We start from the raw sequence: 24,801 nt of genomic DNA, 5'->3' as shown, positions 1-24,801 counted from the left end.
ATTTAGGTTTTTTCTAAGTAGCTGCTCAATAAAGCAGGATTTTGCGGGAAATTACTTTTTGCGGAATTTCAATCACCACAATGTAAAGTCCAGATGGTAATGCTGACAAATCCGTTCTGGATGAAGCGGTTACTGCAATTCTTTGGCGCTGATTTCCTCTCATGTCATAAACGGAAAGTGTGGCCCGCGACTGACTTTGGATTTCAGTTACCAATGTTTTTCCCGCCGCAAAAATCAAATCACCAATTTTAGCTGGCTCTACACCGGTAATAATCGTCGATGCTCGGACGATGGAAATTGTGCTGTAAGGCGAGCTGCCACCGGCATTGATTGCTTTGATCCGATAATAATAATCAGCAGTCTCCTTTTTCCCCCGATCCTCAAATTGCAGCACGCTGGCAGCCACTTTCCCGATTTGCACAAAACCCTCATCATTATCCTTCGACCTTTCAATAACTGTTTCAGTAGCGCCGCCCGTCACTGCCGACCAGCGCACCTGGATCAGCTCTGGCTCGGTCGGTACCGCCGTAAGATTCAGCGGACGGTCGGGCGCAGGAATGTTCTGGGTTTTGATGGCGACCGCATTGCTATATGCCGACGCCCCGACGGCATTCACTGCGCGGATGCGGTAAAAATATTCGGTAAATGTCGTCAGACCGGCATTTTGGTAAGTTGTCACATTGGCCGCCAGGTCCGCGATTTTCGAAAAGGAATTTCCGTCCAATGATCTTTCCAGCTGAAAACCGGTCTCATTAGTCGCATTGTCCGTCCAGGTCAGATTGATTTGCGTCGTGGAAACAGCGGACCCCGCAAGTTCGTCTGGCGCGGCAGGCGGGAGTTGTAATGTGGTGGCTGATGCAATGTTGGAATAAGTAGAAAAGCCACTGGCATTTTTGGCGCGGATACGGTACCAGTATGAGGTGAAGGCAGTTAAGCCCGTGTTAATGTATGTTTTGGTATTGGCAGGCAGGTCTATAAGCTTCGTGTAAGTCTTGTTATCCAACGATCTTTCCACCTCAAAACCGGTTTCATCCACAGAGCCGTCCTGCCAGGTTAATGTGATTTGCGTCGCTGAATTCGCAGTAGCCAGCAGGTTAGCGGGCGGCTTGGGAACTGCAAACGGTTCAGCAGCGGAAATTTCCGGGCAGAAACTCCTGATTAATAAAAGGGAAAGGAAGAAGAATAATCTTGTAGAACGTTGATTCATATACTTAAAAACACACTTTGAAAGCAGGTTACTTCAGAGCCAGCCGCGCCTTTTGAACCAAGTATAAATCCCGATCGTGATCAGCCCCATCAAAATCATTACGCCCGGATAACCAAATTTTAGCCTGAGCTCCGGCATGTAATCGAAGTTCATGCCGTAAATGCCGACGATGAAAGTAAGCGGCATGAAAAATACGGAAAACAGCGTTAAAACGCGGACTATTTCATTGGTACGCTGCGAAGAAATCGAGAAATAGATCATCACCAGCTGGTTCATATTTTCGAAAAGCGTATCGTAAATGTTGTGCAGCTTCACGTACAAATCCCTGGTATCGCGGGTATGTGTGTTGGAATGTTCCTGATTGTCAATCTTGTCGATGATCTCGTGCGAAAGCATGATCACCCTGCGCGTCACTTCGGTACGCCGGCGCAGATAATAAAGTCCTTTCAGCAGCGTCGGTTTCCGGTTTTTCAGGAACATATTCTGCTCGTAATACTCAATATCCTCCGTCAGTTTCACCGATGGCGCCTCGTAGGTAGAAAGGCAACTTTTTACGATTTCATTCACCAGATCGTGGGTCGTCTGGCAATGATGTTGTTCCAGCTGGTTTTCCAGGATCGCTTTTGGCGCGTCCCATTTTTTTTTGTGGAGCGTGATCACCCGCTCATCACTCATAAAAATCACCACTTTATCGGTCAGTTCGGGGACAGTATCTGCCTCCTCCGGCACCTTGTGGCAATGTATCCTGAAAATGATCAGCACATAGCTGCCTACATTTTCATATTTGGGCAAATGATCGGTTTGCAGCCAGTCTTTGATGGAAGATTCGTGCAGCTTGTATTTCGCCGCAATGTCTTTAAGTTCTTCGGGCTCAGGGTCTAAGATATCCAACCATTCAAATGGAAACTTCTTCTGGTCGGTGATGGTCTTGATCATAAATGTGGATTAGCCTTTATTTTCGGGTTTGGCATCAAGGATAAAACGCAGTGACTGGTCTCTTGTAAAAAACAACACCATCCAGTTATACAATGTTTTTACCTGGTTCCGGTAGCGGATCAGGGAGAATAAATGCACCACGAGCCACAGAAAATAAGCGATAAATCCTTTGAAATGCAATCCGGGCAGATCAGCCACCGCCTTATTGATCCCGATAATCGCCATCGTACCCTTATCGGTATACTTAAATGGCTTCTGTTCCTTATTTTCTGCGATTCGCACCAAATTTTCCGCCAGGTTTCTTCCTTGCTGGATTGCTACCTGCGCCAGCTGCGGATGTCCGTCCGGAAATTTTTCATCGGTGGTCATCAGGCAAATATCGCCGAGGGCATAAATGTGATCATAGCCCATCACGCGGTTGTACGCGTCCACGATCACTCTTTTTCCTCTTCCCAGCGCTTCTTTGGGTATCCCCGGCAAGGCAGTCGCCGTCACGCCGGAGGTCCAGATCAGCGTTTCAGTTTCAATCTTTTTTCCATTTTTAAATGAAACTATGCCATCGACATAATCGCTCACGGCGTGGTCCAGCAACACATTGATGCCCAATTCTTTGAGTTCTTCCAGCGTTTGTTCCTGCGATTTTTTACTCATCGGATTCAGTACCACAGGCAACGCATCCACAAGGTATATCTGCACTTCTTCGCGGTTCAGCTCGGGGTAATCTTTCTTGAAAATCTTCTTGTGCATCTCGGCCAGCATGCCGGAAACTTCCACCCCGGTAGGCCCGGCCCCCGCCACCACAATCGACAGGATCTTTTTCCTTTCATTCAAATCCGTGATTTTCGTGGCCCGCTCCTTATTCATGAGAATGTGATTTCGCAGCGCCAGAGCATCCTGCACCGTTTTCATCGGCACCGAATTCTTCTTCACATTTTCCATTCCAAAATAATTGGTTTCGGTACCCGTGGCAAACACCAGGTAGTCGTAGTAAAGGTCCCCGCTTTCCGTGGAAACCCTTTTTTCTTCCGGGAAAACTTCCAGAAACGCGCCAAGACTGAAATGCAGGTTTTGGCTATCCTGAAAAAATTTGCGGAAAGGATAGCTAATGTTCGAAGCTTCGAGAAAGCCAGTCGCTACCTGGTACAACAGGGGCGGGAAAAAATTGTAATTATTTTTATCGACAAGTGTTATCTGAAATTGCTTGTTCTTCGAAAGCTTTTGGGCGAGGTTAATCCCCGCAAATCCGCCGCCAATGATCACTACTTTCCTGAAATCCATGTTTTTCCGGTTTTGTCCGCGGCTTAGTGACATTATAATTATGCCGGTCGGATTTAATCAGTTTTTGAAAGTCGGATGTATCACTTCGGGTGGTTCTTCTGTGCAAATGTTTGCGCATTTTTCCCTTTTTGTATTTTATAAAAATCAGCGTCCCGGGCTGTCCGGGTGACTATTTGCTGCTGGCACGCCCTTTTTTCAAAGGCACGGTTTAAAAAATCATTAACTAAAAAAAGCTGATCATGAATTACGACATAGATACGAAGGGACAAACGCAGGATGTGCGCCCGGGAATTGAAGAGGAAATGGACCCAAAACCCATCTATATCCGCGAAAATTACCGGGGAAGCGGCAAGCTTCAAGGTAAAACAGCACTAATTACGGGTGGAGATAGTGGAATCGGACGGTCGGTGGCGATACATTTTGCCCGGGAAGGCGCAGACGTCGCGATTGTTTACCTGGAAGAAAATGAAGATGCTGATAAGACTAAATCGCTCGTGGAAGCGGAGGGAAAGGCTTGTCTGCTGATTCCCGGCGATATCCGTGATGAAAATTTTTGCAAAGATGCTGTAAAGCAGACGCTGGATCAGTTTGGAAAAATCAATATCTTGGTCAATAATGCCGCCGAGCAGCATCCAAAAGATGATGTACGCGAAATTTCGACGCAGCAGCTGACGGACACTTTCACGACTAACATTTTCTCCTTTTTTCAGTTCACGCAGGCCGTTTTATCTCAGATGGAAGAGGGAGATTCAATCATTAATACCACGTCGATCACAGCGTATCACGGCAGTCCGTCGCTACTTGATTATTCATCGACAAAAGGTGCGATTGTCGCCTATACCCGATCGCTGGCTGATAATCTGGCAGATAAAGGTATCAGGGTCAACGCCGTAGCGCCGGGCCCGATCTGGACGCCGCTTATTCCTTCTACATTCGATTCCGAGCGTGTGGAAAAATTTGGAAAAGATACACCTTTCAAGCGCCCGGGCCAGCCGTGCGAAGTAGGGACTTGCTACGTATTTCTGGCAAGCGAAGACGCATCTTATATGAGCGGCCAGGTGTTGCACCCGAATGGTGGCCAGGTGATAAATAGTTAACGCTGGTTATTAAAAAGCCACTTTCGGATCGCTTTTTCGAGGGTGTCTTTTAAAACGGGTTTGGTCAGATAATCGTCCATTCCTGCCTCTAGGCACTTTTCACGTTCGCCCACAACTGTACCTGCTGTCAATGCAATGATCGGCACGTGCAGTTGGTGGGCGATTTTTCTGATCGTCCTCGTCGCCTCGTAACCATTCATTTCCGGCATTTGAATGTCCATCAAAACAATGTCCGGAAGATGCTCCTCGTAGGCATGCACGGCTTCCAAACCGTTTGCCGCCTCCACCAGCTCGGCATTCGGTACTATTTTCCCTAGCATCGATTTCACAAGCAGCATATTGATCCGATGGTCCTCAGCGATGAGTACCCGGTAATTTTTTGAAGCAATTTTATCTTCCAGCTGCGGCTGCTCGACAGCCTTCTCGACACCCGCCCGCTTTTTCAGACCCAAGTTGGACAAGGTAAAAAACAGCTGCTGGATCTTGACAGGTTTTACCAGAAAGTGATGAATGTCGAGTTCATTTCGCATCGAAACAAGCATATCTTCCTCGAAAGAATCGTTCAGCAAAATGATCGGCTGGTGTTCAAACTGCCCGCCCAGATCCCTGATTTCCACGATCGTTTTGATCCCGCCCCAGCCGGGCATCTGACAATCCATCAGGATCACGTCGTATTTTTCTCCTGATTTCAACAAGTCCACCGCATCTTCTCCGCTGCGCACATAATCGGAAGCGATCTCTTTATTGTTGAGCATATCACTGAGAATGTGACAATTATTCTCGCTGTCGTCGACAATCAGGATACGGTGAATGTCATCCACATTGTCCCACTCAAACTGATCTTTGCCCTCAACCATCGGGAATTTGACGTCGAAATAAAAAGTGCTGCCCTGGTCGGGGGTACTGATGAGCTGCAACTTGCTGTCCATCAGGCCCAACAAATTATTTGAAATGGTAAGCCCAAGCCCAGTGCCGCCAAAACGTTTCGTGGTAGAGGCATCTTCCTGCGCAAATGCTTCGAAAATCCGCTGCTGATTGGCGGGATCAATGCCAATGCCGGTATCACGAACTGAAAACCGGAAATGACAATCATTGTCGCCGTCAATCTGAGAAAGTTCGATTTTCAGCTCGATCTCACCTGCGAGGGTAAACTTCACCGCATTGCTCAGTAGGTTCACCAAAATCTGGCGTAGCCTGACCGAATCCGCCCAAACGAAATGTGGAATGTCGGAAGGAATGTTGAGCAACATTTCCAGATGCTTTTGCTGCGCCTGGTAAGTCACCATATCCGCTACCTGACCGGAGATTTCGAGCAGATCCGTTTTTTCAAATGATAATTCGAGCTTACCTGCCTCGATTTTTGAAAAGTCGAGAATGTCATTGATAATATCGAGCAGCGAGTTGGCCGACTGGAAAACCATGGACATATACTGCTGCTGCGTCTCGTCGAGATTGGTCTTCATCAAAAGATCCGTAAATCCGACCACACCATTCAGTGGGGTTCGGATTTCGTGGCTCATATTGGCCAGAAACTCCGATTTGAGCTTATTAGCTGATTCGGCGTGCTCCCGGGCTTCCAGCAATTCCGCCTCGGCTTTCTTCCGCATCGTAATATCACGGATCACTGACTGGATTATCTGCTCATTATTAACATTGATCAATGTCAGCAAAATCTCGGCGATAAACGGTTCTACACCCGCATAGCCACCAAAACTCCACTCAAAGGTATGTGAGCCGTTTTCGTACAACGCATTGATATGATCTCTGAAAATTATCTGCTGCTCGGCAGATTCCGGTGCATTGAACCCTGACAAAACACCCAGCTCCAATGTCCTCAGCTCGTCGGTATCATTCAATCCGAACATGCGCAAAGCTGCCCGGTTGCAGTCCAGGTATTGTTTATCGTTGAAAAGGATTACCGCGTCGCTGGTGGAATCATAGAGGCTCCGGAACTTCGCTTCCGAGCTTTGAATAGCCATTTCGGCACGTTTGCGGGAGGTAATGTCCTGGAATGCGCCATATATGCGGATACTCACACCATCAACTACCTCCGACTTCCCGATCGTCCTCACCCACACTTCATTTCCTTTGGCCGTGACAATTTGAAGTTCTGAGTCCCAGGATTTACCGGTCGCGATTGCTTCGTTGACGACGCGGGTGATCAGATCCCGGTGATAACCTTCTTTGTAAAAGCTGATGGCTGTGCTGAGGTTTGGCTCGTAGTCGCCGGCCACCTCGTGCAGTTCTTTTGTAATGGGCGTCCAGTATAATTTATCTGTCTGCAAATTCAACTCCCAGCCACCGATCCGGGCTACGGTGTTGGTTTGTTCCAGCATATATTGCATCCGCCGCATTTCCTCCTCCGACCTTTTACGCGCCGAAATGTCCCTTTCCACAGCGATAAAATGCGTGCAGATTCCTTTATCATTAAATACAGGTGTAATCTTAATGTCGACCCAGTAAGGCTCGCCGATTCTGGTGTAACAAAGTACTTCGGCCTGCACCACGCGCCGGGCAACACATTCATTGTAGATAAATTCAATGGTTTCCGGGTCGGTATCCGGCCCTTTCAATAAATCCATCGGGTTCATGCCAATCACTTCCTTCACGCTGAGCCCAGTTTTACGTTCGTACGCTTCGTTGACCCAGGTAATCTTTCCTTTGTTGTCAGCGATGACAATGTAGTCCGTCGTATTGGAAGCAACGATCGCCAGCTCCCGAAGCTTTTCGCGCGAGTTGCGCAGCTCGGTGATGTTGTGGCTCGTAAGAATGATATTACCGCTCGAAGGGTCAATGTTGGCACTGGTATTGCTCCAAGACCAATCCCCGTTTTTGTGAATAATGCGGTGCTCGATGCCGCCTGGAACCGGCTTACCGGTTTCAGAAGCGGTTTTCAGGGCTTCAAAACATACTTTGAAATCGTCGGGATGAATAAATTCCGTGAAAGGGTGACCTACCGTTTCTTCCACCGTATATCCATACATGACAGTCCAGCTGGGCGACACGTAGGTGAATATTCCGTCGGATGTGATGGTAAAAAGGACATCCTGCATGTTGGAAACGAGTACCGACAAATCTTCTTCCACTTTTACGTGCTCGGTAATGTCGTAGCCGATACAAAATAGTTCGTACACCTGGCCATTTTCATCCGCAACGCCTGTAAATTCCCACTGGGTTACCTTAATGCCTTCGACAGACATTTTCCTCAGGATTACAGAATTGGGTGTCCCGGGGTTTTTGAAACAAAGGTTTCCGACGTGCAAACACTTTTCAATGTCCTCGGGAACAACGCCGCTCAGCGAAGATTTACCCAAAACTTCTTCGCGGCTGAGTCCGTAAAACTCACAGAAATAATCATTTACATAAATGTAATTCCCTTCCACGTTGATCCCGACCATGTAAAGCCAGTTACTTTTCAGGAAGGAATTATATAGCTTGGTATTGGTGAGCTCGCCCGGAATGTACGCCACCTGGCGATCTACCTGAAAGCCTGTAATTACCAATTTTCCTCCGCTTTCCGGATCGTATCCGATGATTGAATTGAGGTCAAGCAAGAACGTCGGCTTACCCTCTTCTACTACTCTGATCCTGCCCGCGAGAGCAGCATTGTCATCTGAGAAATGTAAAAGCGCACTCTTCTGATAATTTTGGAACTGCTTATTTTCGAGGAAATTCTCTAAGGTTTCGTCCAGTCCCGCAGGATTCGCGGTATTTGCCAGTGTTTTCAGCAGCCTTTTGTCCGCCCAGTATTGCTGCGGATTTTGATATTCCCAGATCAGAAAACCGTCGGCGGCAGATTCTTGCACAAAATCGAAAACGCCCTCATCTTTCTGCTGCAAACCAAATAGCGCTTTCCTTAAAATGTCCTTCATTTAAAACACTGACAATTATAACGTCTGAGTAGCGGATCAAAGATTGACCCACAATATAGGTTTTTTTGAGCTCTGTTATACGCGTCGTGTAGCGGTACGTCTACACAGTTCGACATATAAAAACCTTTTCACCATCGAAACGGCCTGGTAAAAAGGTTTGCTAAATGTTAACGATTTTTAATCCTTTTTCTTCGGCACTTTTGCACCTTCTTTTCTAGCCTCCGAAAGACCGATCGCAATCGCCTGTTTTTTGGAAGTAACTTTCTTACCGGAGCCGGATTTGAGCTTTCCTTCTTTTTGCTCGTGCAGGGTCTCCCCTACTTTTTCACTCGCTTTTTTTGAATATTTGGCCATGATTTCAAAACTTAAGAGATCGGATGCTTAATTTACTTTTTGATAGTCTTTATAAAATTATTCCACGAATTGTTTCAAATTCTATACCAGACGGCAGGCATTTTTTGATGTAACCAAAACATGGTCTGCATATATCTTATGAAAAAAATCGACATCATTTTTATCCTGTTTTTAATGCTCTCCGCGGCTTTTCGTACGCAGGCGCAGCTGTCACCGGTGCTTTTGAAAAACGTGACACTGATTGACGGGACCAGGTCGGCACCGAGGCAAAATATGGACATACTGGTATCGGGCGGCCGCATCGCTGAAATCGGCAAGGGCCTGAAACCCGGCAACGCGAAGGTGCAGGACCTCTCAGGAAAAATAGTGATCCCCTCGCTAATCTGCGCTCACGCGCATATCGGGACATTGAAGGGAAATACTTCGTCGGCCGAAAATTATACGCGTGAAAATATTTTGCGCCAGCTGAAAAAGTATGAAGATTATGGCGTGAGCGCAGTGCTCGTGATGGGTACCGACCGGCCGCTCATCTTTGAAGGCCTGCGCGATTCTACGGTGGCTGGCAAGCTGCCGGGTGCCCGACTTTTTTCAGCGGGATATGGTTTCAATGTGCCTGATCCCAATCCTGGCTCATGGATGAATTTGCTGCTCCGTCCGGCTACACCAGCCGAGGTTCCGGCCATGATGGATAAGCTGGCGGCTGTTAAACCGACGGTGGTAAAAATGTGGGTGGATGATCACGGCGGCGCACAAAAAATGAAACCGGAAATTTATAAAGCGATCATTTCAGAAGCGCACAAAAGGAACATCCGTGTTGCTGCACATTTGTTTTACGCCGAAGACGCCCGCGCGCTGGTGGATGCGGGGCTGGATATCATCGCCCACAGCATCCGCGACAAAGAAGTAGATGCCGATTTGCTAGCGAAAATGAAGCAGAAGCATGTTACTTACATCCCGACGCTTTCGCTGGATGAATATCTATTTGCGTACGGCGGAAATCCCGATTGGGTCAATGATGATTTTTTCAAAAACTCTTTGGAACCGGGCGTTTTTGAAATGATCTCCGACAAAAGCTATGGTGAGAAAATCCGGAACTCGCCGGATTATGCCAAGAATATGGAGTCTCACAAAATCGGGATGATCAACCTGAAAAAGATTTTCGATGCCGGCATCACCGTAGCGCTGGGAACCGATTCGGGCGCCTTTCCGATACGTACGCAGGGTTTCACCGAACATCTGGAAATGCAGCTCATGGTTGAGGCCGGCCTTACGCCGATCCAGGCCCTCACCGTCAGCACCCGCAACGCCGCCCAAACATTAAAGATCGACACCGACTTCGGCACCCTCGAAAAAGGCAAACACGCCGACCTAGTCATCCTCAGCGCCAATCCCGAAAAAGACATTAAGAACACCCGGACCATCGAGGCAGTTTGGAAAAATGGCATTGAAGTAAGTAAGGGGCCTTTAAATAAGTAACTTACGGGATGCAAGACAGACCTGATATATCCACCATGACCAACCCTCAAACCTTCTTCTTCAAAGATGACGGGAAGATTCCGAATAGTAAATATCCACTGCTGGTTTATAAAAATGTGTTTGCTGAGCGGGGTGTGAAAGGTGCGGGGTGGTTGGAGGCGCTTTTTGCGAAAAATCAGTGGACGAATTCCTGGCGGAATGGGGTGTTTACCTATCATCATTACCATAGTATTTCACATGAGGTTTTGGGTGTGTTTGCCGGAAATGCCTTGCTGCACATGGGCGGGGAAAATGGTGAAAAGATCCGGGTAGAAGCCGGAGATATACTGGTAATACCTGCCGGCGTGGGGCACAAAAAACTGGAATCGTCCGGCGATTTTGGTGTGGTAGGTGCTTATCCGGACGGACGGGACTACGACATTCTCCGGGGCGAGCCTGGCGACCGGCCCAAAGCAGACCAGAACATTGCCAAAGTTCCAAAACCTGCATTGGATCCGTTTTCCGGTAAATCGGGCGGATTGATCACCTTGTGGGTTTAACATTAACATGACCGAAAATCTCCAACCATGAAAATTGAATTTAAAAGACTCGATCACATCATGCTCTGCATTCCCGAAGGTACGGAGGACGAAGCACGTAAGTTTTATGGCGACATACTTGGCTTGCCGGAGCTGACGGATATGGGTTACCCGCTGCCAAATGGGGCGATATGGTTTCAGATGGGCGATATTCAGCTGCATATACGGGCGGAGAAAACGCATGATATTTCAGCGCGGCACCCGGCTTTTGAAGTACATAATTTGGAAAATGCACGGGCTATTTTGCAAAATCATGGGATCGCGATTTCCAATGAAAGCAAAATTCCTGACCGAAACCGTTTTTCGTTCCGCGATCCTTTCGGCAACCGCATCGAATTTATTGAGATGCTCGCATAAAAAAGGGGCAGCACATGACGTGCTGCCCCGGCTTCCCCTCATCCTATCGCCTAGGTCACAATATCTGTATATGGGTTGCTGATCGTCACGACTTCCTGGTTGATAAATTGCACCAGGTTTTCGTTCAGCCTTTCTTTATGTGTAATAAACAATCCGTGCGGAGCACCCTCATAAATAATGTATTCTGCACCCGGTAGCATATCCGAAGTCCTTTCGCTGCTCGCATCGATGGGCACTGTTTTGTCGGATTCCCCGTGAATGATCAGCACCGGCACGTCCAGCAGCGAAACTTCATTACGGAAGTCCGTCGCGCTGAAACTTCTGATACATTGGGTGGTAGCCCGTCCCGATGCCTGCAATGCCAGGCCGCCGTGCCAGGTCAGGATTTCGTCGCTTACGGCATTGTTGAGCAGGGAATTCCCATAAAATGATTTGGCAAAACCGGCAAGAAATTTAGGCCGATCGTCTTCAATTTGCTGCACAAATTCGTCGAACATTTCCTGCGGTAAACCCTCCGGATTGTCCTCGGTTTTCAACATATAAGGAACTACCGAGCTGATCAGTACGGCTCTGGAAACTCTTTCGCTGCCATAAGTGCTCAGATAACGCACCACTTCACCGCCGCCCATCGAAAAACCTACCAGCGTAACATCGTGCAGATCAAGTGCTTCAATCACAGCGTTTAAATCAGCCGCCAAAGTATCGTAATCATATCCGCTCCAAGGCTTATCGGAGTGCCCGAAACCGCGGCGATCATAAGAAATACAGCGGATCCCATGTTTTGGAAGCACATTAAACTGGTATTCCCACATTTCGTGGCTCAGAGGCCAGCCGGTAATAAACAGGGCAGGCTTACCCTGGCCTACTTCGTGTACCAGCAATTTCACCGGCTCACCCGTGGTCCCTGCATTTGATTCAATGAATTTCATAAGGTTGGTTTTTAGCGAATGATTAAGCATCAATGCTTGTGTGGCGGCTATCTTTAAATTATCGTTCCAAGATGAAGCGTGAGAGCCAGTGGCTCATTATTTGATGATGCAAATATCAAAAAGTCGGTTTTGGAAAAAGTAATCCTAAATTTGCGCACTCAAACGACTCAGAACTGACCCATATTTAATGTCAAAGTACCTATACGGCTTTTTAATCAGCATTGTCATCCTTGCCGCGGTAGCCGAAGTTGTTTTGAGAGTGGCATTTGGCTTCTGCAATTCCCCCCTTTACATTTCAGACCCCGATTTCGAATATATCTACGCGCCTAATCAGGACGTAAAACGCTTTGGCTCAACACTTCGCACCAACCATTTTTCCATGCGGAATGAAGAAATCGCACCATCCGACAGCATCGTTATTTTATTGATCGGCGATTCGGTCGTCAATGGCGGCAGCCTCACAGATCAGGATAGCATTGCCTCCACGATTCTGGAAAGGCGTTTTCTCAAGGATTATCATAAAAAAGTGCGCGTCCTGAACATTTCGGCGGGCTCTTGGGGGCCGGATAACGTGGCGGCTTATCTCAAAAAATTCGGCACATTTAAAGCGAAGCTCATGTGCCTGGTGACGAGCAGCCACGACGCACACGATATCATGTCGCACATTAGTCCGGTGGGCGTCGATCCGGGTATGCCGAACAAGCAGTACAAAGTGGCGCTGTATGAATTGTGGGACCGGTACCGGTGGATTTTCTTCTATTATCTCGACCGGTTTTTCAGGCCAACACAAGAAACTGCTGAGGAAAAGCCCAGTACAGCGAAAGTGGATTCTACGAGCAAAATTGATTCAGTTAAAAAGGAGGTTCCTGCAAGTCAAACACCTGATAAAAAGGATATTACAGAAGACGAGAAGCTGAATAATGCCGGCATCCGCAAGCCGGGCGTCGGTTTTAATCCGGGCTACGAGCAGTTGTACGAAATTGCCCAAGCGAACAACATTCCATTTTTTATTTACCTGCACCCCGAAATTTCGGAAATCGATATGGGGCATTTTAATGATCAGGGCGACGAGATAATCCAGTTTGCGGCAGGAAAAAATATCAGACTGATCAATGAATTTCAGTTTCGGGTTTCCAAAGATCTTTACCGCAAAAATGACGTGGTGCATTACAATGACCAGGGCCAGCGATTTTTATCCAATAACCTGTATCCGTTGTTTCAGGAATACTTAAAACTTGAAAAGTAATGCGCGTACTGGTGGTTCACAATCAATTATGGGCACATTATAAGTCGTGGCTTTTCAGCGAGATACATCGGGTTTTGCTGGAAACCGACCCGCAAAGCGAATTTCTGGTGGCGCAAATCGCGTTAAACGAGGCGAGCCGTAGCAACATGCAGCCCGACGATACCGTCAAATATCATTATCCTTATCAGGTACTTTTCAACCGGAGCCTGGACAGCGTGACTTTCCAGGAGCGGCGCAAAGCATTGTTCCGGATTTTCAAAGAATACAAACCGACCGTCCTCAACATTACCGGCTATTTCGATATGGCGCAGGTGCTGCTGATGTTTTATGCGAGACTGAAAGGCGTGAAAGTGGTCATTTCCTCCGAATCTTCCCCGGCCGATCATGAGCGCTCGGGCTGGCGTGAATCGGTTAAGAGTTTTATCGTGGGCCGGGGGAATGCGTTTTTTTGTTTTGGAAAATCATCGGCCGAGTATCTTGAAAATCTGGGAGTTAATCCCGCTGACATTGCGGTCCGTAATGCTGCGGTGGTGGATGAAGATTTGATTAGGAGCCGCTACGAGGAAGCAAAATCTGGTGAGGCAAATGTTGAAAAACTGTCGCGCAGCTTTATATATGTAGGGAGACTGGCGCCGGAAAAAAATCTGGAAATGCTGCTGCGGGCGTACGATCAAATGTTGAAAGCAAATCCAAACTCATTGTGGAAATTGACCTTGGTCGGTGACGGACCGGCAAGATCTGCGCTGGAAAAACTGGTTGATTTGCTGGAACTCAAAAATAAAGTTTCCTTTCCCGGCGGCTTCCCGTGGTACCAGATACCTGATTTCCTGGCGAAAAGTGACGTGCTCATTTTGCCAAGCAAATCGGAACCGTGGGGACTTGTGGTAAATGAAGCGATGATTTGCAGTATGCCCGTGATCGTTTCGGAAAAATGCGGCTGCGTGCCGGATCTGGTCAAAAATGAAGTAAATGGTTTTACGTTCGATCCTGCGAAACAATCCGAGCTGGTGTCCGCGATGCAGTTTTTTGAAAAAAAACCTGGAAAAATCGCGGGTATGGGTCAGGCATCGCTTGAACTAATCGCCCCATTTTCGTCGCGCGACGTAGCGGCGGAAATGGTAAAATGTTATCAAAAACTGGACGGTGCATCCTGAGGACGCAGTTCCAAAATATCAATTTAAAGCATGCGAATCCTGAATATCTGTGCATACACTTGGGCCATCGGAGGCCCCGCAAGAATTATCTACGACCACACGACGGAAGTGCTGGCGCAGGGGCACGAGGTGGATATCCTCAGCCCGATGACACCCGGCGAAAAAAGTTACACCGTCCCGGCCGGCGCACGGCTGATCGAATGCAAGCGCACGACGCCAATCAGCAACTTTTACCGCGAATTTTCCGTGGAAATGTACCGATACCTGAAACAGCACATACATGAATACGATGTGGTGCACATGCACGGAATCTGGCATTTCGGCGCGCTGGCGCCGTTTCTGATTAAAAATAATGCTGTAAAAGTCATCACGATTCACGGCCTGCTCGACAAATGGGCCGTGGCGCACAGCAAGTGGAAAAAGCAAATCGTGACGATCCTTTACCAGAAAAGATTACTTGGCAAAGCCGACCTGATCCAGATCAACAACACCGACGAGGAAGAAGACGTGATCCGCTACCTGGGTTACCGGCCGAAAAACATGGTGATCGTGCCGAATGGTATGAAGCTGTCCGATTACGAGAATTTGCCGCCCAAAGGTATTTTCAGACAAAAACATCAGATTGGTGCCGAGCAGCAGTTGATCCTTTTTATGGGAAGGCTTAACATTAAAAAGGGTCTCGACCTGCTGCTCCCGGCATTTAAAAAAGTCAGTGAAGTTTTGCCAAATGCCGTGCTGATCCTCGCCGGCCCAGATGACGGATACCAGGCTGAAACCGAAGATTTTATCCAGAAAAACAACCTAGGCGACCGGGTTAAACTGGTGGGATTGCTGACCGATACCAATAAAAAAGAAGCATTTTCAGATGCTGATCTTTTCGTGCTTCCCTCCTATTCCGAAGGCTTTTCGATCGCAGTCCTCGAAGCGATGACTTGTAAAATCCCGACGGTGGTGTCTGATCGCGTGGGATTTGGCGATTACATTAAGAAGCACAATGCTGCATTTTTGACGACGCTGAATAGTGAAGGCGTAGCAGAAGGAATTCTTAAAATATTACAAGATAAATCGTACGCTGCCGACATTGTAAATCGCGCCTACAAGATGGTAGTGGAAAATTTTGACATCAAAGTGGTTGCCAATCAGTTATTGGAAGAATACAAGAAAGTTAAGAAAATTGGCTAACTTTGAAATATTGAACATCACCGCGAAAGCCTATTTTTTTAACGTTTCAGACTGGGTATGATTGACTTATCTGTCATCATTTTGACACACAATGAATCCAGGCACATTGAGCGTTGCATAAAAAGCCTGCTGCTGATCACCGACAAAATCTTCATTGTCGACTCTTTTTCCACTGACGATACGGTAACAATTGCCCGAAACCTGGGCGCTACGGTGGTTCAGAATCCCTGGGTTTCTTACGCATTTCAATTCAATTTTGGTATTCAGAATAATCCGTTCAAAACGGAATGGCTGATGCGGATGGATGCCGACGAATACATTACCTCCGAACTGGCGCAGGAACTGAATATGTCGATGCGCAGTTTTCAGCAGGATGTTTCAGGGTTATATGTCAAAAGAAGGGTCATTTTTATGGAAAAATGGATCCGCCGTGGTGGGTATTATCCAATCTGGCTTTTGCGGATCTGGCGAAATGGACAAGGTATTTGCGAAGAGTTGTGGATGGACGAACATATCAAACTGAGCAGCGGCAGAACCGAGCAATTGCAACACGATATCGTCGATCACAACCTGAATAATCTTACCTGGTGGACTCAAAAGCATAACAATTATGCAATAAGGGAAGTGATTGATTTATTGAATATTAAATATAATTTTGATAGCAAAGAGACGGTTGAACCCAGCTTTTGGGGAAGTCAGGAACAGCGTACCCGGTATCTCAAAGTGAAGTACGCCGACCTCCCGCTCTTTACCCGGCCGTTTGTTTATTTCGGTTACAGATATATTTTAAAAGGAGGATTTCTGGACGGGACAAAGGGGCTAATCTGGCATGTATTGCAGGGATTTTGGTACCGCTTCCTCGTCGACGCGAAAATATATGAAGTGTATCACCGCGTAGGAAAAGATAAAGAGACGATTATATCGCATTTCAGGACAGAATATGGAAAAGACCTTAGGAACCCAAACCAATCTGTCCGGGTATAACATTGACTGGTTCAATCCGGGCGGCGGCTTTGTGAAGCTGCTTTCGTGGTATATTGTTAACCGGCTGTTTTTCAATACGTACATTCCCTACCCATCTTCATTTAAAATCATGCTGCTGAAAATGTTCGGGGCGAAGATCGGTATTGGTATCGTGATCAAGCCGAAAGTGAACATTAAGTATCCCTGGTTTTTGAAGATCGGAAACCATTGCTGGATCGGCGAAGATGTGTGGATTGACAACCTCACTTTGGTGACTATTGAATCAAACGTCTGTCTTTCGCAGGGTTGCATGCTTTTGACCGGAAATCACGATTATACCCGCAGCACATTCGACCTGAAAGTGGGACCGATCACATTGGAGGACGGCGTGTGGATCGGTGCGAAAGCGACGGTTTGTCCGAATGTTACCGCTTACTCGCATGCCGTGCTGACCGTCAATTCGGTGGCGACAAGCAACCTGGATGCCTATGGAATTTACCAGGGTAATCCTGCCAAATACGTTAAAACAAGAACCATAAGCCGTTGAAAGTAAGTATACTCACCGTAGTTTATAATGGCGCTGCCACGATCAGGTCGTGCATCGACTCGGTTTTGAAACAGGATTATTCTGATATCGAATACATTATTGTCGATGGAAATTCAACCGACGGTACCCAGGAAATTGTGACGTCTTACGGCGATAAAGTGGCCCAATTCATCAGTGAGCGGGATTCCGGGATTTATGATGCCATGAACAAGGCCATCCAATTAGCAACCGGCGAAGTTATCGGAATCTTGAATGCCGATGATTTTTACGCATACCCGTCGGTGATCAGCGAGGTGGTTAAGACGATGCAATCTGGTGATTTTCAGTGTGTTTACGGAGATCTTGAATTTGTTGACGGGGTTGATGCAACGAAAGTCACGCGAAAGTGGGTCTCAGGAGAATACAGGAAAGGTTCTTTTATTAATGGATGGATGCCGCCGCACCCGACCTTTTTTGTAAAAAAAGAAGTTTACAAGAACAACGGAACATTCCGTCTTGACCTGGGAACAGCCGCTGATTACGAGCTGATGCTCCGATTTATTCACAAATTTCAGGTCAGGATCGGTTATTTACCAAAAGTGTTAGTGAAGATGCGGGTGGGTGGTGTAAGTACCAGTACTTTGAAGAACAGGCTGGCCGCAAACCGCAACGATTTGAAGGCCTGGAAAACTAACAATCTGACGCCCAGGTTCTACACATTATGGCTAAAACCTTTGAGGAAGATTTTACAATTTATTTAGAACAGTGTTAGAAAAAATTATCGATGTCCAGTTAATAAATATTTTGAGTATCAATGATTTGCATATTTTTTATATTGATTAATTTTACGTCATTTGAATTAGATTATTCCTTTATATACTTAACGCACTTCCTAACATTCTTGCAGACACTATGGATTTAAAACTACCCTTACAGATTTTGAGCGAGGGAGACTTTAGCAACATTATACATCACGATGTATATCAGTGCTTACTCTCCTTCCTGATTGCCTGTTTCCTGTCTATTATTTCCATCCCGATCATTATCAATCTGTCAAATCTCTTGCATTTGACTGCCAAACCGGGATTCCGCAGCTCCCACGAAACGGAGACTCCAACATTGGGCGGTATTGCTATTTTCGCAGCGACATTAATTGCATATTTCCTTTGGCCGCATTCTGAGAACATTCTCGATTCCAACCTGATCAGCCTGGCGATGACCGGCGTGATCATTTTGTTTTTTCTAGGTATTAAAGATGATATTCTGGCGGTTGACCCGACTAAGAAGCTGATTATTCAAATCTTCGCCTCGCTGATACTTGTCGCGATGGGCAATTTCAAGGTGGATAATTTCTACGGGATTTTCGGGATTCATCAGGTTTCCGATTTTGTGAGTATACCACTGACCGTTTTCATCTTCATCGCGATCATCAATGCGGTTAACCTTATTGATGGGATCGACGGTCTGGCGGGTGGAATCAGTCTGATTGCCGGTCTGGGTTTTGGGATCTGGTTTATTTTAAATGATCACTTTTCCTTCGGCTGTCTGGCTTTCGCGATGTCCGGATCTTTGCTCGGCTTCCTGAGATTCAACTTCTCCAAAACCAGTAAAATCTTCATGGGCGACACTGGTTCGCTGATCGTTGGCTACCTGCTCTCGATTTTTTCAGTCGAATTCCTGTCCCTGAATGTGGGTTACCTGCATGATCCGAATGCTTATTTCAATGCACCGATTATTGTGATGGTGCTGCTGATCGTCCCGATTTTTGATACGCTCCGCGTGTTTATTGTCCGGATTTTCAAAGGAGGGTCGCCTTTCGTGGCTGATAGAAACCACATGCACCACATCCTGATCGACAACGGATTAAATCATTTCTGGGCGTCATTCTCACTCTGGATGGTGACGATCATTAATACCGCCTTATTCTTCACATTCCACGGCGACATTACCAATACCGCGTCACTTTACATTTACATCGGGATGTTTGGAGCATATATGTTGTTTGCGCACATGCTGAAAAGACGGGTTGTTTTTGTGAAGGAGAAAAAAAAATTGATGAATAGTCCATCATTCAACGAAAACGATTTGCATTCATCCGGCAACACGCTGAGGGACATTTAATTACACTTTTTATATTAAAGTGAAAGGGACTTTGCAAAACTGATTGTCAGCTGCAAAGTCCCTTTGATTTTTAAGCAAGTCTAATCCAGATCCTTATTTCAAATTTACCCAGGAAGCATTGTAGAGCGGCGAATGAATCGCCTTCATTTTGGCTTCCGGAAATTTGATTACCTTCCTGTCGTAAGTCATCAAACCATTGATTTCCACTTCTACGTCCGTAGTTTGCGTGTAAACCGCAGCCGATAAGCCTTTGCGGATCAGCGCCTCGAATTTGCCTACAAATGACGCGTACTTGTCATAAAGCTCTTCCTGGCTTTTGAAGCTCTGATATCCCCAGTTGTCTTTTTGCTGCCAGGTATGCTGGTCTACCGGCAAGCCCAGCCCGCCAAATTCTCCTAAAACAATAATCTGCTTTGCGCCGAAAATCTCGGGACGTGGCATCGCTGGTGCGGGATAGTTGTGCAAATCCATAATATGTCCGACAGGGAAGAAATTGCCTCCGCTGGCGCTGTTTACCAATCTGTTTGGATCGTACTGCATGGTCCAGTTGGTAATTTCCTCCGTTTTGAACTGGCCCCAGGCTTCATTGAACGGCACCCAAACCACGATAGACGGAAAGAAACGATTCGCGTCCATGATCGCCTTCCATTCTGTTTTATAAATGTTTTCAGATTCCGGTGTGCGGTCCTTTTCAGTTTCAAGTCCGGTGATAGCAGGGCGCGGTTCCCAATTGTTGCCCATGTCGCCGCTCGGCATATCCTGCCACACCAGCATGCCCAGCTCGTCGCAGTAGCGGTACCACCTTGCAGGCTCCACTTTTACGTGCTTCCGGATCATGTTGAAGCCCATTTCCTTGGTTTTCACAATGTCAAACTTTAAAGCTTCGTCGGTCGGTGCGGTGTACAAGCCGTCGGGCCACCACCCCTGGTCGAGCGGGCCGTATTGGAAAAGAAATTTGTTGTTCAATGTCATCCGCAGAGTACCATTCTGGTCAGGCTGCATTGCGATTTTACGCATTGCAAAGTAGCTTTTCACATCGTCTACCGATTTTCCTTTTCTCAAAACAGTAGCCGTCAGTTCATACAAAAACGGTGAGTCCGGCGACCACAGTTTCGCATTGCTGATCTGAATGACCGCATCGCTTCCTGGCGCAACTTCTTTCTCGCCTACTTTGGTTGTACCATCCCAGGCAGTAACCCTGATTTTATCATCGGCACCTGCATTTTCCAGGTCAACTTTGACGGTAACGTTTTGTTTATCAATATCAGCAGTTGGTAAAATGGACGCGATGTAGCTCGTGGGAACCGTTTCCAGCCAAACTGTCTGCCAGATTCCAGTCACCGGCGTGTACCAGATACCGTGTGGATTTTTGATCTGTTTTCCGCGTGGCTGAGGACCGTCGCTGCTTGGATCCCAGACTTTTACGACGATTTCCTGCTGCTTCTCTTTTATCAGCAAATCTGTAATGTCGAATGTAAAAGGGTCATATCCGCCCTGGTGCGTGCCCGCAGGTTTACCATTTACAAACACATCACATTTCCAGTCCACCGCACCGAAATGCAGCAATACTTTTTGATCTTTTAATTTGGGTGAAAAGTCCACGAGCCGCTGGTACCAGAGCACGCTATCTTTACCCACCGTTCTGCCGACACCCGATAATGCCGATTCGACCGCAAATGGTACGAGAATCTGACCTTCAAATGCCGTTGGCGCGGCGTTTGCAGCATTGGCTGGTACGATTGAATAATTCCAGAGACCATTGATATTTTGCCAGTTTTGGCGGATCAGCTGCGGCCGCGGATATTCTGCATGCGGATTTTGCGCGACCACCTTTTCGGCCCAGGGCGTCACAATTTTCCCTTCTTTTACTTTCCAGTCCGCAGATTTTGGCGCCTGGGCAAATGCCTGCAGCGTCGCCATCAAAACTCCTGCGCAGAGTATTAATTTTTTCATCCTGTTGTTGGTTGCTTAATATTTAGGTTCAAAATAAAAGTAAAGGCAGATTTGCTCTCACTCCCAAAAAAGCGGCAAGATAGCATAGAAATCGATTCAGCAGTGATGACGTAATGTGCTTCTTAATTTTTAGATTTGATCATTCACTCAAAACTCAGCCTGATGAAATTCTTCCTTACAATCCTTTTTTCAATCTGCTGTTGCATTTCAGCGCAGGCACAGCAGCCGGGCAAGATCACCCTGGTAATCCACGGTGGCGCAGGCACAATAACGCGCGCCAACATGAGCCCCGAGAAAGAAAAAGCGTATCGGGACGCTTTAAATGAGGCTTTGCAAAAAGGTTATGCAATATTGAAAAAGGGCGGCACCAGCGTCCAGGCTGTCGAGGCGGCGATCCACGTAATGGAAAATTCGCCACTTTTCAATGCTGGCAAGGGCGCAGTTTTTACCAATGAAGGGAAAAATGAAATGGATGCGGCTGTTATGGATGGTAAGTCGATGAAAGCCGGGGCTGTGGCTGGCGTAACCGTGATCAGAAATCCGATCAGCGCGGCAATTGCGGTCATGGAAAAATCGGAGCACGTCATGATGGCCGGGACCGGAGCTGAGAAGTTTGCAAAAGAAAAAGGTCTTAACATTGTTGACCCATCCTACTTCTATACCGAGGCGCGCTACAAAGCTTTGCAGAAAGCAAAGGAAGACGAAAAGGTAGAGCTTGACCACAATGCAAAAGAAGAAAAGGATATTAAGAAAGGCCCTAAGTCAGGCGCAGTGGATGATCTCATTTTTACAGAAGGCAAAAAATTTGGTACCGTAGGCTGTGTGGCGCTGGATCAATTTGGCAATCTTGCCGCCGGAACGTCGACGGGCGGCATGACAAATAAAAGATATGGCCGCATTGGGGACGCGCCGATCATTGGTGCCGGTACTTATGCCAACAATGCTACCTGCGCCGTGTCTGCCACGGGCCATGGCGAATATTTTATCCGTTCGGTAGTTGCTTACGACATTTCAGCATTGATGGAATACAAAGGTCTGTCCGTTAAAGACGCTGCCAATGAAGTGGTTATGAAAAAACTGGTAGAACGTGGCGGCGAGGGCGGCGTGATAGCCCTCGACAAAAACGGAAACATCGCAATGCCGTTTAATAGCGAGGGAATGTACCGTGGTTACATCGACAACACCGGCAAAAGCGAGGTCTTGATTTATAAAGATTGATGAAGATAATTTCCGACTAAACTGCCGTAAAAATTTCACCTTATTTCGCATTTTGTAACCGCCTAAGCAATACAAATTCAGCAGGGTTTAACGTTAAAAAGAAAGTAAATCATCAGCTGCTTCCTTTTCGTTATATGAAATCAATTTACGGGATTTTCTTATTCCTTTTTTTCCTTTCGCCGCTTTGTAAGGCTAGCCATATCCGAGGAGGTGAGATTCTGGCCGCCCATGTTTCGGGGCAAACTTACAAGATAACCGTGCGTTTATACCTTAACACGCAAGTTGGCGCAAGCGCGAGTGCGGCCCAACAATCGGTTTTGGTTTGTTTTGGAGATGGAAATACGAAAGAATTTTCAAGAACTACGGATACTCCGGTGATGCTTGACGGAGACATAATGGCATCAGATTACGTGGGAACATACACCTACGGTTCTTCCGGAATCTTCCAAATTTCAACTCTACTTGAAAATCGTGTCGGGAACCTTCTAAACCTGCATAATTCACAAAACACGCCTGTTTTTCTCTGGACGGTGATCAGCACGCAGCTGGCCAATTCTACGCCGGTATTACCTTACCTTGCATTCGAGGCCGGCGCCCGCCAGGTTTTTTCAGTTGATTTAAAACCAACTGTCACAGATGCCGATAGCATGAATGTTAAAGTATACCGGGCCAGCAGACCTTCGCCGGGAAGCTGCGCAGTGCGGATGCTGGACCATACTTATATGTTTCCGAATGAAGTCAGCAGCAACGGTACTTTTAAAGTAATTGCCGCTACAAAAAAATTGGAATGGCGAGCGCCAGAAGTGGTGGGCGAGTACCTTTTTGCTTTGCTGGTGGAAGAATGGAGAGATGGCATTTTAATTTCGCAAAGTTATCGCGAAGGCGTCATTGCGGTCACCGACAAGCCAGGCCCTTCGGTGGAAATCCCGCCTTATCAGAATGCCGAAACAGAGTCGTCGCAATTTGGCAACCCGATCACTTCTACGCCGGATTCCGATTCACCAGAAGTTTCCCTCTCGGTTGAGGCCTTCCCGGTTCCTACGCAGGATTTCGTGACTGTCAAAGCATATAGCAAGAATCGGTCGGTTATTAAGCTGCAATTGATAGATATGAACGGAAGGATTATTCGTGAATCATCTACAAGCAATCCCGAATTTTCGACGCAGCAGCAGTTTGATATGAGAAGCTTGTCGAGTGGCCTCTACCTGATCAAAGCCAGCAATGCCTTTGATTCCGTATCACAGAAACTGGTACGCTGAGAATGCTAATCGATTAATTTCCCAGCTGGCCTTCATTGGTATGCGTATCAACAGAAGAAATTTTGTCCTGAAACAGCCTGTTTTTCAGCAACATTTCTTTGATCATCGACAAATGCGTGTAAGTGATCATGTGGCCCGCATTGTAAAGGAAAATGTATTGTGCGCGTTTACTTTTGATGTGTTTCTTGGCGAAATCAATGTTAGTAGGATCGGCAATCCAGTCATTTCCTCCCTGGATTACAGTGGTAGGAACTTCCAAATTATGCCAGACAGGGATCAGCTTTTTCAGTTCGTCGGCGTGGGTATATTTCTCGGCCGTGGCTGTATTGAATTCTCCCGGTAAGAAAAGCTGGATGAATGAATTTCGTCCCCATTTTGAAAACCAGTAAAATTTTTCCTTTTCCGGATCGATCACCGGCGAAACCATGATCAGCTCCTTCACCTGATCCGGTCTCATAGAAACGAGTTTAGCCGCAATCGGCGCACCATAAGATCTTCCCAGGACAGTTACTTTTTCGTCGCTTTTATTTAAATCAAAAATCGGAAGCAGTGCATTGGCCTGCGTTTCGATTGAAGTCACATATCTTTTCTTTTTTAATCTTGATTTCAATTTGGACTTGCCATAACCCACCCGATCCACTGAAACAATGTGAAATTGCTTCTGCAAATCCTCATCATCCAGCAGGTTCATATATCCCCACAATGACCCAGGCGCACCGTGGATCAGCAGCAGCATAGGTAATGTATCAGCGCCGATACTGGCGATGCTCAGCGAAAGTGTATCGTTCTTGATGATCTGCTCGACGGGCTTTATTTTTCGCTCAGCATAATGTTTTTTCACCTGTTTTGCGGAAATAATGTACCGTGAAAAACATGAGCTGAGTGAGGTGGCCAGGAGCAAAAAGAAGAATGTGGACCGAAGGAATTTAAAACTTAACATACACCTCAAGAATGTTACTCTATTTTATAAATTCACAGTATATTCAATATACGACATTACCGGGGCAAACGGTGCATCCTTTCGGATTTTTTTAAAGAACGCAGGCAAATCAAATTTTTCCGGGCTAATCTGTGTTGCCTGTAAAACGTTTACCT

General features: G+C 46.8%; 21 protein-coding genes. 13 read left to right on the top strand and 8 right to left on the bottom strand.

Annotation, left to right across the window (positions count from 1 at the left end; genetic code table 11):
• Nucleotides 1-25: 25 nt before the first annotated feature.
• The 3 genes from FEN17_RS03380 to FEN17_RS03370 are packed head-to-tail and all read right to left on the bottom strand — an operon-like array spanning nt 26 to nt 3,454.
• A complete protein-coding gene (locus tag FEN17_RS03380) occupies nt 26-1,207 on the bottom strand; it encodes a fibronectin type III domain-containing protein (RefSeq protein WP_138363884.1) in 1,182 nt (393 codons plus the stop codon).
• A gap of 33 nt (nt 1,208-1,240) precedes the next feature.
• The gene (locus FEN17_RS03375; RefSeq protein ID WP_138363883.1) at nt 1,241-2,143 is read right to left on the bottom strand and encodes a magnesium transporter CorA family protein; all 903 of its coding nucleotides are present in this window, start codon (nt 2,141-2,143) and stop codon (nt 1,241-1,243) included.
• A gap of 9 nt (nt 2,144-2,152) precedes the next feature.
• Complete coding sequence (locus FEN17_RS03370) at nt 2,153-3,454, bottom strand: NAD(P)/FAD-dependent oxidoreductase (RefSeq protein WP_229208674.1); 1,302 nt, start codon at nt 3,452-3,454, stop codon at nt 2,153-2,155.
• Between the two features lie 206 nt (nt 3,455-3,660).
• Here FEN17_RS03370 and FEN17_RS03365 point away from each other — a divergent pair, with 206 nt between their 5' ends.
• Nucleotides 3,661-4,518 (top strand): SDR family oxidoreductase, encoded by an 858-nt coding sequence (locus tag FEN17_RS03365; protein WP_138363882.1) that lies wholly within the window; start codon nt 3,661-3,663, stop codon nt 4,516-4,518.
• On the opposite strand, the gene FEN17_RS03360 is transcribed toward FEN17_RS03365, so the two are convergent.
• Complete coding sequence (locus FEN17_RS03360) at nt 4,515-8,390, bottom strand: PAS domain S-box protein (RefSeq protein ID WP_138363881.1); 3,876 nt, start codon at nt 8,388-8,390, stop codon at nt 4,515-4,517. The genes FEN17_RS03365 and FEN17_RS03360 overlap by 4 nt on opposite strands.
• A gap of 177 nt (nt 8,391-8,567) precedes the next feature.
• A complete protein-coding gene (locus tag FEN17_RS27205; RefSeq protein WP_171037829.1) occupies nt 8,568-8,744 on the bottom strand; it encodes a DUF6496 domain-containing protein in 177 nt (58 codons plus the stop codon).
• A 138-nt stretch (nt 8,745-8,882) separates the two neighbouring features.
• Here FEN17_RS27205 and FEN17_RS03355 point away from each other — a divergent pair, with 138 nt between their 5' ends.
• The 3 genes from FEN17_RS03355 to FEN17_RS03345 are packed head-to-tail and all read left to right on the top strand — an operon-like array spanning nt 8,883 to nt 11,155.
• Nucleotides 8,883-10,220, top strand: a complete 1,338-nt coding sequence (locus tag FEN17_RS03355) for an amidohydrolase family protein (RefSeq protein WP_138363880.1) — start codon at nt 8,883-8,885, stop codon at nt 10,218-10,220.
• 8 nt (nt 10,221-10,228) lie between these two features.
• Nucleotides 10,229-10,759: a cupin domain-containing protein gene (locus tag FEN17_RS03350; RefSeq protein WP_229208673.1), complete on the top strand. Its 531-nt coding sequence runs from the start codon at nt 10,229-10,231 to the stop codon at nt 10,757-10,759.
• A gap of 27 nt (nt 10,760-10,786) precedes the next feature.
• Nucleotides 10,787-11,155: a VOC family protein gene (locus FEN17_RS03345; RefSeq protein WP_138363879.1), complete on the top strand. Its 369-nt coding sequence runs from the start codon at nt 10,787-10,789 to the stop codon at nt 11,153-11,155.
• Nucleotides 11,156-11,205: 50 nt separating this feature from the next.
• Here the strand turns inward: FEN17_RS03345 and FEN17_RS03340 are convergent, their stop codons facing one another.
• Nucleotides 11,206-12,084, bottom strand: coding sequence for an alpha/beta fold hydrolase (locus FEN17_RS03340; protein ID WP_138363878.1), 879 nt, complete (start codon nt 12,082-12,084; stop codon nt 11,206-11,208).
• Nucleotides 12,085-12,271: 187 nt separating this feature from the next.
• Here FEN17_RS03340 and FEN17_RS03335 point away from each other — a divergent pair, with 187 nt between their 5' ends.
• The 7 genes from FEN17_RS03335 (at nt 12,272) to FEN17_RS03305 (ending at nt 19,276) form a co-directional block, all read left to right on the top strand.
• Nucleotides 12,272-13,330, top strand: a complete 1,059-nt coding sequence (locus tag FEN17_RS03335) for a hypothetical protein (protein ID WP_138363877.1) — start codon at nt 12,272-12,274, stop codon at nt 13,328-13,330.
• Nucleotides 13,330-14,484 carry a glycosyltransferase family 4 protein gene (locus FEN17_RS03330; RefSeq protein WP_138363876.1) on the top strand — a complete coding sequence of 385 codons (1,155 nt, stop codon included), beginning with the start codon at nt 13,330-13,332 and terminating at the stop codon, nt 14,482-14,484. Before FEN17_RS03335 ends, FEN17_RS03330 begins: the two co-directional genes overlap by 1 nt.
• Before the next feature lie 30 nt (nt 14,485-14,514).
• A complete protein-coding gene (locus tag FEN17_RS03325) occupies nt 14,515-15,666 on the top strand; it encodes a glycosyltransferase (RefSeq protein ID WP_138363875.1) in 1,152 nt (383 codons plus the stop codon).
• A 57-nt stretch (nt 15,667-15,723) separates the two neighbouring features.
• Complete coding sequence (locus FEN17_RS03320; protein WP_138363874.1) at nt 15,724-16,650, top strand: glycosyltransferase family 2 protein; 927 nt, start codon at nt 15,724-15,726, stop codon at nt 16,648-16,650.
• On the top strand, nt 16,607-17,176 hold the full coding sequence (locus tag FEN17_RS03315; RefSeq protein WP_138363873.1) for a WcaF family extracellular polysaccharide biosynthesis acetyltransferase: 570 nt from the start codon (nt 16,607-16,609) through the stop codon (nt 17,174-17,176). Before FEN17_RS03320 ends, FEN17_RS03315 begins: the two co-directional genes overlap by 44 nt.
• On the top strand, nt 17,173-17,916 hold the full coding sequence (locus FEN17_RS03310) for a glycosyltransferase family 2 protein (protein WP_138363872.1): 744 nt from the start codon (nt 17,173-17,175) through the stop codon (nt 17,914-17,916). Before FEN17_RS03315 ends, FEN17_RS03310 begins: the two co-directional genes overlap by 4 nt.
• A 178-nt stretch (nt 17,917-18,094) precedes the next feature.
• Nucleotides 18,095-19,276: an MraY family glycosyltransferase gene (locus tag FEN17_RS03305; protein ID WP_229208672.1), complete on the top strand. Its 1,182-nt coding sequence runs from the start codon at nt 18,095-18,097 to the stop codon at nt 19,274-19,276.
• Nucleotides 19,277-19,369: 93 nt separating this feature from the next.
• Here the strand turns inward: FEN17_RS03305 and FEN17_RS03300 are convergent, their stop codons facing one another.
• Nucleotides 19,370-21,229 (bottom strand): glycoside hydrolase family 2 protein, encoded by a 1,860-nt coding sequence (locus FEN17_RS03300; RefSeq protein WP_138363870.1) that lies wholly within the window; start codon nt 21,227-21,229, stop codon nt 19,370-19,372.
• Nucleotides 21,230-21,388: 159 nt separating this feature from the next.
• On the opposite strand from FEN17_RS03300, the gene FEN17_RS03295 reads away from it, so the two are divergent.
• Together FEN17_RS03295 and FEN17_RS03290 are read left to right on the top strand one after the other, a co-directional pair.
• On the top strand, nt 21,389-22,447 hold the full coding sequence (locus FEN17_RS03295) for an isoaspartyl peptidase/L-asparaginase family protein (protein WP_374756666.1): 1,059 nt from the start codon (nt 21,389-21,391) through the stop codon (nt 22,445-22,447).
• Between the two features lie 134 nt (nt 22,448-22,581).
• Complete coding sequence (locus FEN17_RS03290; protein ID WP_138363868.1) at nt 22,582-23,706, top strand: T9SS type A sorting domain-containing protein; 1,125 nt, start codon at nt 22,582-22,584, stop codon at nt 23,704-23,706.
• 13 nt (nt 23,707-23,719) lie between these two features.
• On the opposite strand, the gene FEN17_RS03285 is transcribed toward FEN17_RS03290, so the two are convergent.
• A complete protein-coding gene (locus tag FEN17_RS03285; protein ID WP_138363867.1) occupies nt 23,720-24,646 on the bottom strand; it encodes an alpha/beta fold hydrolase in 927 nt (308 codons plus the stop codon).
• Between the last annotated feature and the right edge of the window lie 155 nt (nt 24,647-24,801).

The sequence above is a fragment of the Dyadobacter luticola genome (genome assembly GCF_005860805.1).
Classification (GTDB): Bacteria; Bacteroidota; Bacteroidia; order Cytophagales; family Spirosomataceae; genus Dyadobacter; species Dyadobacter luticola.
Note: the sequence above shows the minus strand (reverse complement) of the source record. Positions and strands in the feature narration are given on the sequence as shown.

What these genes read in the sequence shown, in the direction of transcription:
- FEN17_RS03380 (WP_138363884.1), bottom strand. Translation starts at nt 1,207, where the DNA reads ATGAATCAACGTTCTACAAGATTATTCTTCTTCCTTTCCCTTTTATTA.
- FEN17_RS03375 (WP_138363883.1), bottom strand. Translation starts at nt 2,143, where the DNA reads ATGATCAAGACCATCACCGACCAGAAGAAGTTTCCATTTGAATGGTTG.
- FEN17_RS03370 (WP_229208674.1), bottom strand. Translation starts at nt 3,454, where the DNA reads ATGTCACTAAGCCGCGGACAAAACCGGAAAAACATGGATTTCAGGAAA.
- FEN17_RS03365 (WP_138363882.1), top strand. Translation starts at nt 3,661, where the DNA reads ATGAATTACGACATAGATACGAAGGGACAAACGCAGGATGTGCGCCCG.
- FEN17_RS03360 (WP_138363881.1), bottom strand. Translation starts at nt 8,390, where the DNA reads ATGAAGGACATTTTAAGGAAAGCGCTATTTGGTTTGCAGCAGAAAGAT.
- FEN17_RS27205 (WP_171037829.1), bottom strand. Translation starts at nt 8,744, where the DNA reads ATGGCCAAATATTCAAAAAAAGCGAGTGAAAAAGTAGGGGAGACCCTG.
- FEN17_RS03355 (WP_138363880.1), top strand. Translation starts at nt 8,883, where the DNA reads ATGAAAAAAATCGACATCATTTTTATCCTGTTTTTAATGCTCTCCGCG.
- FEN17_RS03350 (WP_229208673.1), top strand. Translation starts at nt 10,229, where the DNA reads ATGCAAGACAGACCTGATATATCCACCATGACCAACCCTCAAACCTTC.
- FEN17_RS03345 (WP_138363879.1), top strand. Translation starts at nt 10,787, where the DNA reads ATGAAAATTGAATTTAAAAGACTCGATCACATCATGCTCTGCATTCCC.
- FEN17_RS03340 (WP_138363878.1), bottom strand. Translation starts at nt 12,084, where the DNA reads ATGAAATTCATTGAATCAAATGCAGGGACCACGGGTGAGCCGGTGAAA.
- FEN17_RS03335 (WP_138363877.1), top strand. Translation starts at nt 12,272, where the DNA reads ATGTCAAAGTACCTATACGGCTTTTTAATCAGCATTGTCATCCTTGCC.
- FEN17_RS03330 (WP_138363876.1), top strand. Translation starts at nt 13,330, where the DNA reads ATGCGCGTACTGGTGGTTCACAATCAATTATGGGCACATTATAAGTCG.
- FEN17_RS03325 (WP_138363875.1), top strand. Translation starts at nt 14,515, where the DNA reads ATGCGAATCCTGAATATCTGTGCATACACTTGGGCCATCGGAGGCCCC.
- FEN17_RS03320 (WP_138363874.1), top strand. Translation starts at nt 15,724, where the DNA reads ATGATTGACTTATCTGTCATCATTTTGACACACAATGAATCCAGGCAC.
- FEN17_RS03315 (WP_138363873.1), top strand. Translation starts at nt 16,607, where the DNA reads ATGGAAAAGACCTTAGGAACCCAAACCAATCTGTCCGGGTATAACATT.
- FEN17_RS03300 (WP_138363870.1), bottom strand. Translation starts at nt 21,229, where the DNA reads ATGAAAAAATTAATACTCTGCGCAGGAGTTTTGATGGCGACGCTGCAG.
- FEN17_RS03290 (WP_138363868.1), top strand. Translation starts at nt 22,582, where the DNA reads ATGAAATCAATTTACGGGATTTTCTTATTCCTTTTTTTCCTTTCGCCG.
- FEN17_RS03285 (WP_138363867.1), bottom strand. Translation starts at nt 24,646, where the DNA reads ATGTTAAGTTTTAAATTCCTTCGGTCCACATTCTTCTTTTTGCTCCTG.